This is a genomic window from Halorubrum sp. Ea1, assembly GCF_002252965.1.
Taxonomy (GTDB): domain Archaea; phylum Halobacteriota; class Halobacteria; order Halobacteriales; family Haloferacaceae; genus Halorubrum.
Window position 1 is genome coordinate 1 of sequence record NZ_NHPG01000136.1, and the last position, 14,893, is coordinate 14,893.

A 14,893-nucleotide genomic window follows, 5' to 3' on the forward strand; every position below is an offset into this window, starting at 1 on the left:
CTCCTTGATTCTCCGTAACTTTCTCCTCTGTAGTTACCGCTCAATTCAGCTCGGCCAAGGTGATGTAGTCATGCTCTGTATCTCGCACCTCACTACCGACAGAAACTGAGGAGATCTCCTTGGCGTTGCTGAATACAGCGCGCGTATCTCGCACAGAAGCTCTTCAGAAAACGAGCTGGTCGGATCGGTCAATACAGACTAGAAATATATCGATTGGATTGTCTTCGATTATTCAGCGAGTAGACTGTTCTACCTTGTATCTGGGCTACCCTGGAGCCGAGGCTGCCCCGAATGGGGAGATAGACAGCAAGACACTGTACAGCCGACGGAACAAAGTACGTTCAAGTACAATTTATGTGGAGAGAGTGTCATGGTAGCCAGGCTGGACCGAGTGGTGCGGCTGTACGGTCGATACGGACCGTCACGGTTGCCGCTCGGAGACCGACAGGACGTCGGGGCCGGCTACAGTATGGCCGCCGGTGTCCTCGCCGGTGGAATCGTGTTTGCTCCGGTGAGTACGCTGGTTGCGGGTTCGTTGGGTTCCGCAGGGGTGATTCTGTCTGCGGTCCCGGTGTACCTCGCCACGGGATTCGTGGTCGGGGCGCTCACGTGGCGCTCCCTGCCGTCGAGTGTCCCATACTACAGTGCCGTCGCAGCGTTGGTCACGGTCGCCGGGAACTACCCTGCCGGAACTGCCGTGTGGTTGCTACTGGCTCCGGTGTACGGCTACGAGTTTTTGAACCCATACGGGGGAGTTGACCCGCCGACCTCGCTCACCGAGTTCCTCGGAGCGTTCTTTGAGCTGTACCCTGATACCATCTTGGTAGTGGTAGTGTGGACGATCTGGATAGCCGTCCCACTCAGCCTCGTTTTCAGCTACGTCTACGAGCGCAGTCGTAGCGGAGAATAGCCGATACATTCGCACGTTCAACTAACGGGTGATCCATCCGATTTGACGCGAAATAAACGAAGCCGTTGTGCTGACTTCATCCTCTGTATCTCGCACACGATTTCTGACATAATATCGGTATATCAGCGTTCTACGTCGGTATGTGAGTCCTCTGTACTGAGCGATTGGGGGATGTGAAACTATCAACTTCTGAGGATTTCAACAGAGCCGCCAATCTGGCTTATCGAAGATATGCGCGTTGTATACAGCGGGGACATTGAGAACTGTAACGAATAGAGGATTTCAACAGAGCCGTCTTTCCCTAATCAATCGAGTGAGATCCGGCGTCCAAACATCCCTCTGCTTGCATTCTTCCACCCAAGCCAGCAACAAGGTGTACCGACACTGCCCGTATGAGAGTGTTTCCGAAAGCACTTTACTGTTGATTAGGGACATGAGGGTGGTATTTCGATGTCGCCCTCCAATCGAACCTTCCAAGTCGCCGGTATCGCCGTCGCGGTCCTCCTCCTATGGCTCGCCTCTTACCCGGGGACGGTCGCCTCGCCCTACGTGGCTGAGGACTCCTACCGATACCACCACCAAATCGTCCCGGACACGGCAGCCGAATACAACGAAACCGTCGAGCAGGCACCGACCTACCGCTATAGTGAGCTCTCACCGACTGCCCAAACCTTCGTGGACCGGACGAGAGCAGCTCCGGACAACGAGTATACCCCGGTCGTCTGTCAGGGATTCGTCCTCACCTGTGACGCCTACACCCAAGACGAGCTTTCGGAGGAGTTCACGTACGGTGAGGAACGTGACCTGAGGGAACAGCCGTTGTGATTAAGGACGGTGACGACCAGTTCCTGCTCCAGACTGGGATGGTCGGCCACGGCTGGTTCGACCTCCCATTCCGACTGTTGACGGCGTGGTTGACGATGATCCCACTCGGTATCTTCGTTGGGTGGGTGGCACTGACCTCCGAGCGTGAGGGCATGCGCGCCGGTGCTATCGGGGCTGGAGCCGTCGTCGCCACCGTTGGTTTCGCTGCCCCCTACATCGAGATGGTCGGCGTGCTGCAAGCCAAGACGATCGGGTTCTTACTTTTTGCCGGCGTCTGGATCGGCCTTCTCGGCCTCGGCGGATACCGGCTCGTACAGCGGTTGTGATTACGGCCCCGGACCAAACCGGATGACATCCCTCCCGGTCTCTTCAAGCCGGGCAATCAGAACGAAGACTTGGCCGTCGTAGTCTACGGGAGCAGTAGTATAGTGATAGTGCCGCCATTTATCGAACGCCCGATCGACCGTAGCACGGATGGTATATCGTTCGTCCTCGGCAACAGCTTCAAACGTCCGTTCCGAGTTGGCTGGAATTTCAATGTACTCTCCTCCCGACCCTCCCGAGTCCTTGCTAAGCTCGTACACCAACGCCTCGCTGTCGTTCTCGTCGGGATCAATAACCTCGACATCTACGTTTTGTGGTTCGGGTGTACTATTATTGATTATCAAGTCCAGCATCGGGGTCTCATCTGAAGCGAACGACGTTTGACAGCCGGCAAGTGCGGTTGCGAGCCCGCTCACCCCTATTGTAAGCGCGCCACGACGGGACCAGTTTCGTGTCATACGTCGGCTTCGCCGCGAACGATCTTAAAGCGAATGTTCGAACAAACGACGCCTGTACCAAACGAACCCCCCACAGTGATACGGGTGTACAAGATCTATCGGAGTCGCAATACACCGCTTGTTACCTTTCATCGTGGCGCGTTCCGGTGTCCGCACCGTAACAGAGGCCCACCGACGATACAATACGACGACTAGTCCGTACAGGGCGATGATCACACCCCAGTTGGGCCAGGCTCCCAGGCCAGGATCGACGACCAGCGGCCAGAAGTTCCCGATGCCGTGCAGGAAGGCGACCAGAAACAGGTTGTGTGTTAGGGCGTATATCGTCCCGAAGTTGACATCCTCCCCGCCCTGAAGGGCGAGGATTCCCGCGTTGGGATATTAAGATTCGCGGTTAACAACCTGTTCTCGTGGGGCGAAAACACCCTCACTACGGTCGAACAGGTGAACCGCTGGCTGTGCCAACCAGCCGTTATCCCTATCACCGCCATCTGTGGCGAGACTCGGGAGTACCTTTTGTCGAATGTTCTCCGCACCGTTCACGTCCGCGTTCGCAACCGTATCGCACTTCTCACACACGTACAGACCGCGTTCAACTCGCTGGTTGTCATCTGTGTGGCCGCACGCCGAACACGCCTTCGACGTATCGCGTTCGGACACCAACTCCACGTCGATGCCTTCCGCTTCAGCCTTGTAGTGCAGAAGCGTCGTGAATCGGTCGAACGCCCACCCGTGCAAGTCGAGATTACCGTGGTCGCCCCAATTTCGGGGTTTGCCGTTCTTGTTGCCTTCTCGGATGCCGCCGAGGTCGCCCACGACAAGGGTTCCGACGCCTCGTTCGACGCACTCCTCTACGATTGCTTTCGAGAGTGCGTGCAAGAAGTGCGTCCGGCGACCCGTTCACTTTCGGTCAAGACGGGTAGCCTCACGGGACGAAGAATCGTCGCACTTGGCTTTCTTCTTCGTGAAGTAGTATTCGTCTTCTTTGAGTGCGCCACCGGGATACAACACGGATTCTCCGCCGAACGAGACGGCGGCGAAGTTGCATATCCCGAGGTCTACACCAGCTACCTCATCGCCCGGTGGTTCCGGGTCGATGGTGGTGCGACAGATGAATTGAAGCCGCCACTCGTCGCGTTTGTAGACGGCTCGAACTTGTTGAATGTCCCACTTGGTCAGGTCAACGTCCGGACGAGTCTGGTACTCGCAGAGGATGAAGTCTGAACGGTGTTCTTTGAGGTTACGGCCTTTCGAGAGGCGGACACGGGTGAACTGTCCGTCGTGCTTGAAACCAGCCGATTTGAACGACACGGTTGAACGTGGGTGAGAGTCTCCGTTTTTGCGGTAGCCGGGCGGTCGGGCACGGTTGTCGCCGTTCCGGCGCTTACCGAACCAGCCGTTGAACGCTTCAGCGAGTTCTTCGAGAACGCGCTGACTGGATTGAGAATGCAAGTCCGTGTAGCGTTTGTGGCCTTTGAGTTCGGCTTTGAGTTCCCCATCATCGGGAATCTCGCCCGTTTCGTCCCACTGTTCTTGTGCGTAGTAGCGACCGACGTTCCAGAGCTTTGAGGCAGCCCATCCGAGTTGGTCGAGGCCGTCACGAACCTGTTGCTGGTTCGTAATCGTAGCCTCGAAGGTTCGGATGGTTCGACCCATTTTCTGGCTTCATAACTGGTTATGCGTACCGTTTTGTTAATGATATCGGTTGGCGTGGCATATCTGGCTGTGCTATCGAACGTGGTCAGTGGAGGGTTTGTCGGCTGTATCCCCGCCCTGAAGGACGGGGTTTTAGCCTTGTAACTTTCATAACGAATACGTCGAAGAACGTGTTGGAATGAAGTTGACACCCAGCGGGCTCCAGTGTGCAGAATGAGTCCTCACGGCTTTTCGGTAAGCGGTTGAATACCACGATTAGCTCCCGAGAGTCATCGCCATGATGTGTTGCTCATTGCCACTCACCAGCGGTCACGGTGAAGCCAACATCCCGAAGTCGATCACCGAGTGGATCACCAATCCCCGAAGCGGGCGTCAGAATGCCACCGTCTAGCGGTGACACCGTCTCACCTCGCAGCAAGCAAATCCCAGCCTCTCCGAGCATCCGGGCGGTTGCGCCATACCCAGGATCCAGTTCGGCTCCGATCTCACTCATGACAGTGAACGGCCCGTCGGTCGTTGTCCCTCGGCCGATGACGCGAATCAAGAAGTGACCTGATTTGATCTCCGCTTCCGAGGGCCCTGTGCCCGGCTCAGGGAACACGAACCGACGCAATCCACGCCGAAGCAGCCGACTCTTCATCGCAGCGGTTCCGACACCCAAGCCGAGTGCGATCCCGCCGGCTGCTGCGGCACCGCCGATCCCAGAACTGGTTGGGATGACCTCTGTACACCGAAACTCTCGGCCCCACGGATACTCCAAGAGGGCATTGCTCCGTCGGATTACCCGTTCGTTGACGGCTGCCATCGGCGAGGGAGCCGTCCATATCGAGCGGATGGAATCTCGCTGTGGTCGTCGTTGTACGCCTGTATCGACACCGCAGCGTTCGCCCGGTGGAGCCAACGAGTACGGATTCGATACTGTTTCTCGGGCAATCGGATCAGTTGCGGCGGCTTCGAATAATTCGGCCGCACTAGCTAAGGTGCCGCCACTCACCTCACCCTTTCCATCTTCGAGATAGATACGAACGAACTCACAAGAGTCTCCAAACTCCTCGATAGCGTACGATTGCAACAGTTTGACCCCGAGGTCGGATGGGATCGAATCGAACCCACAGCTGTGGACAATTTTCACGTCGGCAGCCATAGCATCGTCGTGATAGCGGTCGATCATCTCTCGAACCCAGTTAATCTCCCCGGTGAGATCACAGTAGTCGGTTCCAGCCTCAATGCAGGCTTCGACGAGTGGTGTTCCGTATGTTGTGTAGGGCCCGACTGTCGTACAGACGACCTTCGTTTGGCCGGCTATCCCGCGGAGGCTCGCCGGTTTGGTGGCATCACCGACGACAATGGGGACCTCCTCTCGATCAGACTCATTTGCAAGCCCTTCTGCGAGTCGGCGGAGCTTAGATTCATTTCGACCACCAAGAGCAACAGACAGTTCAGCGGCGGAATAGTGACTGGTGAGATGTTCGGCGACGAGTTGGCCAGCGAATCCGGTGGCTCCCCAGACCACGATATCGTAGTTGGTTGTTGTAGATGACACGGGTTTCTACTACCAATATGACGCAAAGAACCTCAACTGTTTGGGCGAGGCTCTGACCGAAGATAGTGGAACCATCTTATCGGGGTTCTATCAGGAACTGCTGTGTCAGATGTAGATGATGGATTCAGCAGTGCCTACCCGTCCGCTCCCTCCAGCGAACTAGTCGTCTGGTCGGTTTACACAATTACGGCTCTGTTGAAATCCTTCGGAGCTGATAGAAGCTACGTGCGAGATACAGAGCTTATAGTCAGCAAGACGCTGCCACCCAAGACTCCCCTGACGTGAATCACGGTTACAGGCCGGAGTACTCCTATACTGAGATCTGAGCAGGTAGTGTCGATCCAATATAGTCCGCATGTTCGAAGTCACTGGAGACAGAGCCGGTATACATGAATCGTTCCAACTCGCCCGAAGCAGGGTTCATCGACCCGAGTGGCGATAACGCCGAAGATGTCCGGAACCTCGCCGAGGACGTCGTTGATCAGCTCCTCGGACAGCTTGTAGGAGCACAAGACCGGTCGCCGTTGCCAGACGATCCCACCATCCCCGAGGTCAGTATTCCAGTATCTCCGCGGTCCCAGAACGACCTTCTCAGCGATCTCGATATGATCGTTGCCGGATCGATGAACCCCGCCCATCCGGGGTACATCGGCCATATGGATACGATGCCGACGACGGTGTCGGTGCTGGGTGATCTGGTCGCATCGGCGGTCAACAACAATATGCTGAGCGTGGAGATGTCTCCGGTGTTCTCTGAACTCGAGGTCCAGTTGACTGAGACTATCACCAGCGAGTTCGGCCTCGGGCCCGACGCTGGCGGAGTCCTCACCAGCGGCGGTTCTCTTGTGAACCTTCACGCCCTGTCGGTCGCCCGGAACCACGCGTTCGACGTTCACGAGGATGGACTCACCGGGCTGGATCGCGAGCCAGTACTGTTCGCGTCGGAGGTGGCACACACCTCGCTCCAGAAAGCGGCGATGATGCTCGGGCTCGGGACCGATGCCGTCGTCGCTGTCGAGACAGACGCGAACTCTCGAATGAAGCCGAGCGCACTGAAGCGGGCGGTCGAACGGGCTGCACGAGACGGCTACATGCCCTTCTGTGTCGTTGCGACCGCTGGCACGACCACGACCGGGAATATCGATCCGCTACCGGAGCTTGGTGATATCGCCGACGAACACGACTTGTGGTTCCACGTTGATGCGGCCTACGGTGGTGCCCTCGTCTTCTCTGAGGCTGAGCGTGGGCGACTCGATGGAATCGAGATCGCGGACTCAGTCACATTCAATCCCCAGAAGTGGTGTTACGTCGCCAAGACCTGCGCAATGGCACTCTTCACAGATGTTGACGTGTTACAGGAGGACTTTCGCGTGGGGGCGCCGTACATGCGTGGCGACGACGCGGTCCCCAATCTCGGCGAACTCAGCGTTCAGGGCACCCGCCGGGCGGCAGTCCTGAAACTCTGGCTCACCTTCCAGCACCTCGGTCGCGCGGGACTCGAACAGTTGATCGACGAGAGCTACCGACTGACAGCACTGATTCGCAACCATGTCGCCGACCACGACGAGCTGGAACTGGCCAGCGAACCGGAGATGAACCTCGTCTGTTTTCGTGCCGCACCCGATTGGTGTCTACCGGACGAGCGAGACACGCTCAACGGGCGGCTTCAGCGGCAGTTGCTCTCCGAGCAGGACATCTTCGTTTCACTCCCGACGTATCGGGACAATCGGTGGCTCAGAGTCGTTCTGTTGAATCCATTCACCGACGAGACGACTCTCGACCAGCTGTTCGACGGCATTGACGCGTTTCTCGAGGCGGAACGACCGTAGCCTGCTGTCCGTTACTTCGTGACCGATACGCGCGCTGTATGTAGCATTGCATTCGCTAACTAATCAGAGTTTGTCAGTAACGACGTGACCGATACAGAGGATGTAGTCAGCAGTCAGTAACTATTGAGTTCACACTAACTCAGGTGGATCAGCAAGTCACTATCTCCGCGAACTTATTCGGTCTCAGCAATTGTTCGCTCTGTGGCATCGCTACTGCCAGTGTCGGTGGAAATGTGACCAGACAATTCCTCGGTAGCACAACTCGAACAGTAGTAGTTGTGATTCTCAGATACCGTCCACACTGGAATACCAGCGACAACGTATTCTTGCCGATATCGACGGTCAACTCCCGTTCTCAGACCAGATCCACAACTGACACACGACTCATGGCGATTCTCGGATGGCGAAAGGACTCTACTGTCGACAGTCTTGGCCTGACCGAACCGGGAGAGGTTATGACGTCGGTCAAGTCGGCGGCGAAAGCGTGGGTTGACAAAGATACCTGATGTGATGAACAGAAATGCCAATCCAAGAAGTAATAGTGGAACGATCATCTCATTTGTCCCGGCGTGTTGAATGACTCCACCGGTGCCACTCAAGAATGCCGCGGCTCCAAGTCCGATCAAGAGCCATCCGGCAATCCCGTACATCAAATCAGAGACCGTATCTGCGATTTCGACGCTGGAGGGCTTGGCTGACATTTCTGCAACGTTGATTTTGCGTGTAGTCTCCTAAAGATAACGTCTGTTACTGACCAACCCGATCGCAGCATGTCTGAACGAATCCATCTTCGTGATACGTGCGCTCTACTGAATCACCGTGCTATGCAGGGTGCGGATCAATCATTCGCAAACAATATTAGCACCAGGAATTGCAGAAATCGTTGAAACATGCTTCGAATATTAACGAAAATTCACCATTACCGACTCCCAATTCTCGGAGTGTGCGGGGCAACAATGACGATCGTATTTTCTAGCCCAAGCAGTACTCTGAGCACCGTTGGCCCACTCAGTTTAGATATGTTCTGGGTTTCTCTGGTTGTGTCTGGAACATTGATACTGTCTGTACTCGTTCTCGGTGAGTACAACCCAGAAGAATACGGGTTAGAGCCCGAGAAACGAAGCAAGTAGCACTTCTCTACTGACCGATTTGATTCACTGTAATCAGAAGGTGATGAGTGCAAGACACGCGCTGTGTATTCAGCAGACCGATTCTAACAGAATGTCGTTAGATCGCTGAGCGCCTGCTGAATATAGAGGATATAGTCATCACGGGAACTGTGTTATTTTCCCCAAATAAATCCTGAATTAGCCGATAGAATGTGCCTGCGGATTGAGTGCCGAGGATTCTGCCAGATCAGGGAGATATTCCAATAGCTGTGCGAGATTCACAGCACGCATCGGTCACTCAACTTTCTCGACACCGGTAATCTCGAACCGGGCACCACCATCGGCACTGTCGGTCACATGAATCTCCCAGCCGTGAGCCTCTACTATCTGTTTGACAATATTCAGTCCGAAGCCGACTCCCTCTTCGGATGTCGAGTACCCGGTCTCAAACACTTCGTCCCGGTTATCGTCAGAGATGCCGGACCCGTCGTCTTCTATATAAAATCCGGTGTCTACCTCACCAACGGTGATCGTCACGCCTTCGCCACCGTGGTCAACCGCATTTCGGAAAAGATTCTCAAACACCTCTGGTAATCGATCCGCATCTGCTTGTATTGATGATAGCCCCTCAATCTCAAGGGTAGCCTCGGTTGTGGAGGTCGTCTCCCAGCACCGAGCGACAATCGCCTCGAGGTCGACACTAGTCGTTTCACCGACGACTTTTCCTTGTCGAGCCAGCGCTAGTGAGTCCTCTATGAGCGCTTCCATACGTGTCAGGGCCTGTTGAACATCGGTTAGGTGTTCGCTGTCACACTCGCTAGCAGCCAGCTTCGTCCGCCCCTTTGCGACGTTCAACGGACTCCGGAGGTCGTGCGACACGATGCTGGTGAACTCATCGAGCCGGTCACGTTCCCGAACGAGTCGTTGTTCTTGTTGTTTTCGCTGTGTAACGTCACGCATTACCGCAAGAATACCCTCAATCGGGTCGCTGTCAGTGAAGTTCTGCCCACGGCTTTCGATCCACCGCCAGTCCCCATCCACGTCCCGTGCCCGAAACTCAACGGCGACAATTCCGTCGGGTTTGTCCTTCAGTCGAGCAAAGTGATCCATGAGTTTCTCGTGGTCGTCTGGGTGGATCTCTTCGGAGGGGTTCTCGCCAACAACATCCAGTGGCTCCCACTCGAGTAACGGCGACGGTGGGCTTTGGTACTTAACAGTCATCTCCTCGTCCATGATGACCAGCAACTCGGGAGAGTGCCTAACGAGTTGTTCGTACAGTCGGAGTTCCTTTTCTCGTTCTTTCTGAGCGGTGATGTCTTGGATTGCGCCTCGAAGTTTGATTATATCGTCACCGTCATGTATGCGTTCACCAGTAGTACGTACCCACTTTTCATCATTTTCTGCCGTGATCAATCGCAGTTCAAGATCGTACGGCTTGCCGTGGGTGCGGCAGTTTTCGATTGCTGTCTGAATTGTTGATTGGTCGTCAGGATGATAAAATTCGATCGCTGTTTCAACCGATGGGTCGGATTCTTCAGCAGGATCGAGATCGTGGATATTGTATGTTTCCTTCGTCCAACGCTGTTCGCCAGTTTCAAGATCTGCCTCCCACCCACCAACCTTAGCCAGTTGTTGCGTGTGTCGCAGTAGATCTCGGTTTCGTTCAAGCAGTTCCTTACGTTCGCTTCGGTCAGCAATGTCTGTGTAGATAGCAAACCCGCCTGAACCGTCATCATAGACCGCATTTTGGAGGAGGAATTTACGGAGTCCGTCTGTCGTCTGTCGAACCACCTCCCTCGAGTCAAGACTGCCGCCAGATTGGACATGTTCATTGATTTCTACGGCTTCGTCAGTTCGGTTATCAGGGACGATGTGTGTGTCAAGTGAATCGCCGATCATAGTCTCAGATTCGTACCCGAATGCGTTCTCAAATGCCGCATTAACCTGCCTGACGATTGGCTCATCGGCCTCGTACCGAACTTCTACAGCGGTTTGTGAGAGGTGGTCGAAAAGAGTCTTAAATCGCTTCTGCTCTGTTTTGATCTGTTGCTCGGCTTGTACCTTGCCGACAGAATTCAGAATGCGATTGGCCAGTAATTCGTACTGCTCATTTCCAGGCGATTTTTGTAGATAATCAGTGACTCCTGCGGAGATTGCGTCACTGGCGACGGTTTCGCTCCCTTTGCCAGTAAACAGAATAAACGGTAGATCAGGCCACTCCTCACGAACAGCTCGGAGGAACTCAACGCCGTTCTGCCCAGGCATCTCATAGTCGGAAATGACGCAATCAAATGTGGATTCAGCAAGACGATTCAGCCCCTCGCTCGCACTACTTACCGTTTCAGTGTCGAATCGGTCACTCTCTCGTTCAAGAAACGCTGTGGTCATTTCGGCGAAGTCCGGTTGGTCATCAACATGGAGGACACGGATTGTATCCTCGTGCTCTGCTCGGTCAGACATACTCAGAGTCATTTGATTCAGTTATAAAAAGAGTCAGTACAGCAGTTGCGATAACTGACCACATAGATATAGGCATCCTCTGTATCTCGCACACACTTTCTGATAGGGCGTAAGTCAATCAGTGATATGCGTCGGAATGTAAATCACCTGTCTTGACCAATCTACTCCGATCTAATATCGACCCGATTATTCAGTACTATGCCGACACAATCGTCGGATATCAAGCTTGTGTGTGGTGAGGGTTAGATTGAGGATCACGTTTGCCGTCACCACGTGGAAGTCGAATGGTTACGACGGTTCCGGAGCTGTCGGCGTCGAACGAAAGCGTACCGCCGAGTCGGATGACGATCCACTGGACCATCCAGATGCCCAGCCCCCGCCCATGGCGGAGCTGTGACTGTTCGACGGATCCAAGCACAGCGTACTCCTGTTCGGGGATACCTGGTCCTTCGTCTTCGATCGTAATCACAGCGTGTTCGGCGGATGCGCGAACTGAGATCCGAACGGGTGGCTCATCCATCTCGGCGTGTTTCATACCGTTGCTGACGAGTTCAGCCACAACGGTCCGGACGGCCTCACGATTGGTGTACAGCGTCACCGACTCCGCGTCGACGGTCACGGCCCCTCCGAAATCGTCGGCGACCCGATTTCCTACCTCTCGGGTAAGTGCTCCGATTTCGATCCGTTCCCGGTCGATGTGCTCCTGCGAGAGGAGTTGGTCCATCTCGGTGACGGTCTCGCTCGTCGCCGCGAGCTTTCTGGCCGAATTGGCGATCTGGTTACCACGTTCCGGCTGCTCGTCGAGGAGCTCCGCATGGGCACGGATCACGTCCACTTTATTACGGAGGTTGTGACGCAAGAGCCTCACGAGGACGTTTCTCCGTTGCTGGTTGCTCCGCCGTGCTGTAACGTCACGGAAGATGTAGATGTTCCCGGCCGTGTCACCGTTCGATCCCGTCATCGGGCTGTGTGTCACCTCGACCCATCGGCGGCCGTTTTCGGTCGTCAGTTCACGGTCGACAGGAGCATCGTGGAGTTCATCGGGTCCCACCCCGATGAGCGACTCGAAATCACGTCCGAAGGCGTCTCGAGACTGTGTCCCGAGAAACACCCGCCTCGCGGCTTCGTTCGTATAAATAATATTTCCACGCGTGTCCGTTACGATCACGGCTTCCGAAATTTCTCCGAGAACCACGCCGCGGACCAACCGTGCCTGTTTCGTGGTGTCTTCGGCTGCTTCGGTGAACACGCTTACCGCTAATGGCACTCCAGCGCAGAGAGCGGTGGCCAAGATGAGATTCTGGACGACACTGTCTTGTAGGGGTGTGAGTGACGCCACGAACCCGATTATAACGAGACTGCTACCGCTGATTGGGAGTAGAACGCCTTGCCACAGAGGGACTAATTTACGCTTGAGTGTCGCCTGTGAGAGCAGAAAGGTTCCCGCGACACTCCCGTACGTTGCCGAGACGTTGATGACGGCCGCCGAGGCGTTCTGGATCACTGTCACTGGTAGTTGCGTTGCGAACACCAAGCCGACAGCCGTCCCGGTGCCACCGAACAATCGCCTGCACGTGAGTTCTGGACCGCGACCGGTGTGTTCGACTGCGAACCACAACCAGGCCATCGACGCCCCGAACAGGGCGACTCTCACACCGCTGAACAGCGTCTCGATATCAGCGACTCCCAGACGGACGGCCACGTCAAGGGCGGCGACCACGGCGAGACATCCGGCAGTGATACCGAGACCGGTCGTCCCGAGTTCCGGCCGACGGGCGACGGCCGTGATTCCGGCTGTTACTAGGCCCACGACGAGCAGGGCATCGACCACGGCAAACGGATCAATCATCGCTCCCTCTCAAACCGGTCTTGCGTGCGGGAAGCGCCAAGCGGAGATGCTCCCAAGGGGTTCCGTCGATATCCACGCTTCCGCCAGCATCGGTGGCAATCAACGAGAGCAGCTTTGCTGCGGGATGCTCCGCGGTCGGTTCTGACACTGGATCGGCGTCCTCGTCGCGAGACTCGGTTCGTATATCGACGTATACGACTCCATCGTACCCGTGATCGTCGGCTGCTATGGCGGTCCGTCGTGGACCCAACTGGCGGTTCGATTCGTCCGAATCGGATCCAGTTCTCGACTCGGTGCCCGCGACCGATCCGCTGTTTGCGCCCCGCTCTCCGATGTCGGTCTCAAACGAGATGGTCACCGAACGGTTTCGGATCGTGACAGCGTCGAAAACGGCCGCGAACCCCGCAATCACGAGCGACTGTGGGACTGCAACAGTGTACGACTCGCCAGCTGCCTGGACGGTGTGCTCGTCTGCCTGTATCGAACTGTGCGTCGTGGCGGCCCGCACCCCTGACAGGAGGTCGCTTGAGGCTTCCAAGGAAGTCTCCGCGAGCGCTTGTTTCATTTCTCTTGCACGCTTCCCCACTGCGAGAAGGAGGTCACCACGTGTGCGGATTCGTTCACCCGTAGCCTCGGGGTCGCCCCGCGTGTCACTCGGAGCGACTCCGGACGCGTTACGACTGTCCTGTTTTTCAACCGACGATGCGAGCCGTGCGATTTCGTTGAGCTGGCCTCCGATCACTTCGGAGAGAAAGTCGGTCAGCATGCGCGTTTGTCGCTCGCGGAGCCGCTGGTCGGTCGCGTCTCTGAACAGCAGTACCGTGCCGAGGGGAGCGCCGTCGGTATCGCTAATGGTCTCGGAAATGACGGTCAGGACTCCATCGCTCACCCGAATCAGTTGTCGTTCCTCGTGTGCTCGCACCGCATCGTCGAAGATACGTCGGACGGGCCGTCCGACCACGGCCGGTTGCTCGCAGCCGAACGTGTCCTCGGCGGCAGTGTTGAGATCGACCACCCTGTCCTTACGATCAATCGCCACGACCGGTTCCGACAACTCATCGACGATACGACTCTGGACTACCGGGCGGGCAACCGGAAGCTGTTCCAACGGCCGGTACCAGCGCAGCGTGATCAAGAGCCCCCCGCCTGCAAGGAGCAGGACGATAGGAAAGATCCGCTCCGAGTGGGCAAATACCGACGACAGGATCGGAGCCAGGGCCAACACGAGAAGTGACACAGCCGGTAGGAGCCCCTGTCCATACGGCATGGCGTCTCGAGAGATTGCCGCCCAGAGAAGGATGGCGGCAGCGATAGCGTACAGCGGAGTAAGGACTCCGGAGACGAGTCCGATTACGCGCTGAGTGAGGATACCTGCCTGCGATGTCGTCTCGACACCCAGTTCGAACGGGAGGAAACTTACTACCAGCAGTATAATTGGCAGCGATATCAAGAGCGTTCGAACCGACCGCGTGAGCCACTGGCCGCGCCCGGTAAACCTGATAGCGAACAGGAACGCGAAAACAGCGACGAACCCGGAGGTGTTGTACAACGTGACGATCCAAAGTCCCTGATACCGTGCCGGGTAGACGAACATAATTAAGAAAGCGATACTACCGAGCGTGAGCAAACCCCCGACAGTAGCTAGCGCTCTGGCTCCGGGCCTGCTTCGTCGATTCCACGCCGATCGAGTGAGCGCAGTTGCGATCAACAAAGCGGCGGCACCAAGTAGTGAGTGGGAGGAAGAAATCCCGTAAGGTGACATACAGCTACTGATTGGTTGTGATAGGTCGTGGATATAATTTCGGACGCATCATCGGTAATCGGGCGTCGGACGCAAATGGGATGCGATTTTCGGGTGGTTGTATCCGACCCCGTCCCTCGCAGCGACGTGGCTTGAGCGTGCAGTCTTGCAGGCTTCATCTCTCCCGAC

The 14,893-nt window shown here is 56.1% G+C and carries 9 protein-coding genes and 1 pseudogene; 4 read left to right on the forward strand and 6 right to left on the reverse strand.

Annotated elements, in window-relative coordinates:
- The first annotated feature begins 370 nt into the window (after nt 1-370).
- The 3 genes from DJ73_RS16950 (at nt 371) to DJ73_RS16960 (ending at nt 2,061) form a co-directional block, all read left to right on the forward strand.
- Complete coding sequence (locus tag DJ73_RS16950) at nt 371-910, forward strand: hypothetical protein (protein ID WP_249269028.1); 540 nt, start codon at nt 371-373, stop codon at nt 908-910.
- A 450-nt stretch (nt 911-1,360) separates the two neighbouring features.
- A complete protein-coding gene (locus DJ73_RS16955) occupies nt 1,361-1,735 on the forward strand; it encodes a hypothetical protein (RefSeq protein ID WP_094524430.1) in 375 nt (124 codons plus the stop codon).
- Complete coding sequence (locus DJ73_RS16960) at nt 1,732-2,061, forward strand: hypothetical protein (RefSeq protein WP_094524431.1); 330 nt, start codon at nt 1,732-1,734, stop codon at nt 2,059-2,061. Before DJ73_RS16955 ends, DJ73_RS16960 begins: the two co-directional genes overlap by 4 nt.
- Here the strand turns inward: DJ73_RS16960 and DJ73_RS16965 are convergent, their stop codons facing one another.
- From DJ73_RS16965 to DJ73_RS16975, 3 genes and pseudogenes are all read right to left on the reverse strand, one after another.
- Nucleotides 2,062-2,517: a hypothetical protein gene (locus tag DJ73_RS16965; RefSeq protein ID WP_141212014.1), complete on the reverse strand. Its 456-nt coding sequence runs from the start codon at nt 2,515-2,517 to the stop codon at nt 2,062-2,064.
- Nucleotides 2,518-2,898: 381 nt separating this feature from the next.
- A pseudogene (locus DJ73_RS16970) lies at nt 2,899-4,173 on the reverse strand (RNA-guided endonuclease InsQ/TnpB family protein).
- A 289-nt stretch (nt 4,174-4,462) separates the two neighbouring features.
- The gene (locus tag DJ73_RS16975) at nt 4,463-5,716 is read right to left on the reverse strand and encodes a trans-acting enoyl reductase family protein (RefSeq protein WP_094524434.1); all 1,254 of its coding nucleotides are present in this window, start codon (nt 5,714-5,716) and stop codon (nt 4,463-4,465) included.
- Between the two features lie 389 nt (nt 5,717-6,105).
- On the opposite strand from DJ73_RS16975, the gene DJ73_RS16980 reads away from it, so the two are divergent.
- Entirely contained in the window at nt 6,106-7,545 is a 1,440-nt protein-coding gene (locus DJ73_RS16980; RefSeq protein ID WP_094558550.1) for a pyridoxal-dependent decarboxylase, read from the forward strand.
- 1,403 nt (nt 7,546-8,948) lie between these two features.
- Here DJ73_RS16980 and DJ73_RS16985 read toward each other — a convergent pair.
- The 3 genes from DJ73_RS16985 to DJ73_RS16995 all read right to left on the reverse strand — a co-directional run bounded on the left by DJ73_RS16985 (nt 8,949) and on the right by DJ73_RS16995 (nt 14,725).
- The gene (locus tag DJ73_RS16985; protein WP_094524436.1) at nt 8,949-11,114 is read right to left on the reverse strand and encodes a PAS domain S-box protein; all 2,166 of its coding nucleotides are present in this window, start codon (nt 11,112-11,114) and stop codon (nt 8,949-8,951) included.
- A gap of 220 nt (nt 11,115-11,334) precedes the next feature.
- Entirely contained in the window at nt 11,335-12,963 is a 1,629-nt protein-coding gene (locus DJ73_RS16990; protein ID WP_094558551.1) for a sensor histidine kinase, read from the reverse strand.
- A complete protein-coding gene (locus DJ73_RS16995; RefSeq protein ID WP_094558552.1) occupies nt 12,956-14,725 on the reverse strand; it encodes a histidine kinase N-terminal 7TM domain-containing protein in 1,770 nt (589 codons plus the stop codon). Before DJ73_RS16995 ends, DJ73_RS16990 begins: the two co-directional genes overlap by 8 nt.
- Nucleotides 14,726-14,893: the final 168 nt, after the last annotated feature.

Coding starts and splice junctions, on each gene's coding strand:
- DJ73_RS16950 (WP_249269028.1), top strand. CDS start 371: ATGGTAGCCAGGCTGGACCGAGTGGTGCGGCTGTACGGTCGATACGGA.
- DJ73_RS16955 (WP_094524430.1), top strand. CDS start 1,361: ATGTCGCCCTCCAATCGAACCTTCCAAGTCGCCGGTATCGCCGTCGCG.
- DJ73_RS16965 (WP_141212014.1), bottom strand. CDS start 2,517: ATGACACGAAACTGGTCCCGTCGTGGCGCGCTTACAATAGGGGTGAGC.
- DJ73_RS16980 (WP_094558550.1), top strand. CDS start 6,106: ATGAATCGTTCCAACTCGCCCGAAGCAGGGTTCATCGACCCGAGTGGC.
- DJ73_RS16985 (WP_094524436.1), bottom strand. CDS start 11,114: ATGTCTGACCGAGCAGAGCACGAGGATACAATCCGTGTCCTCCATGTT.
- DJ73_RS16990 (WP_094558551.1), bottom strand. CDS start 12,963: ATGATTGATCCGTTTGCCGTGGTCGATGCCCTGCTCGTCGTGGGCCTA.
- DJ73_RS16995 (WP_094558552.1), bottom strand. CDS start 14,725: ATGTCACCTTACGGGATTTCTTCCTCCCACTCACTACTTGGTGCCGCC.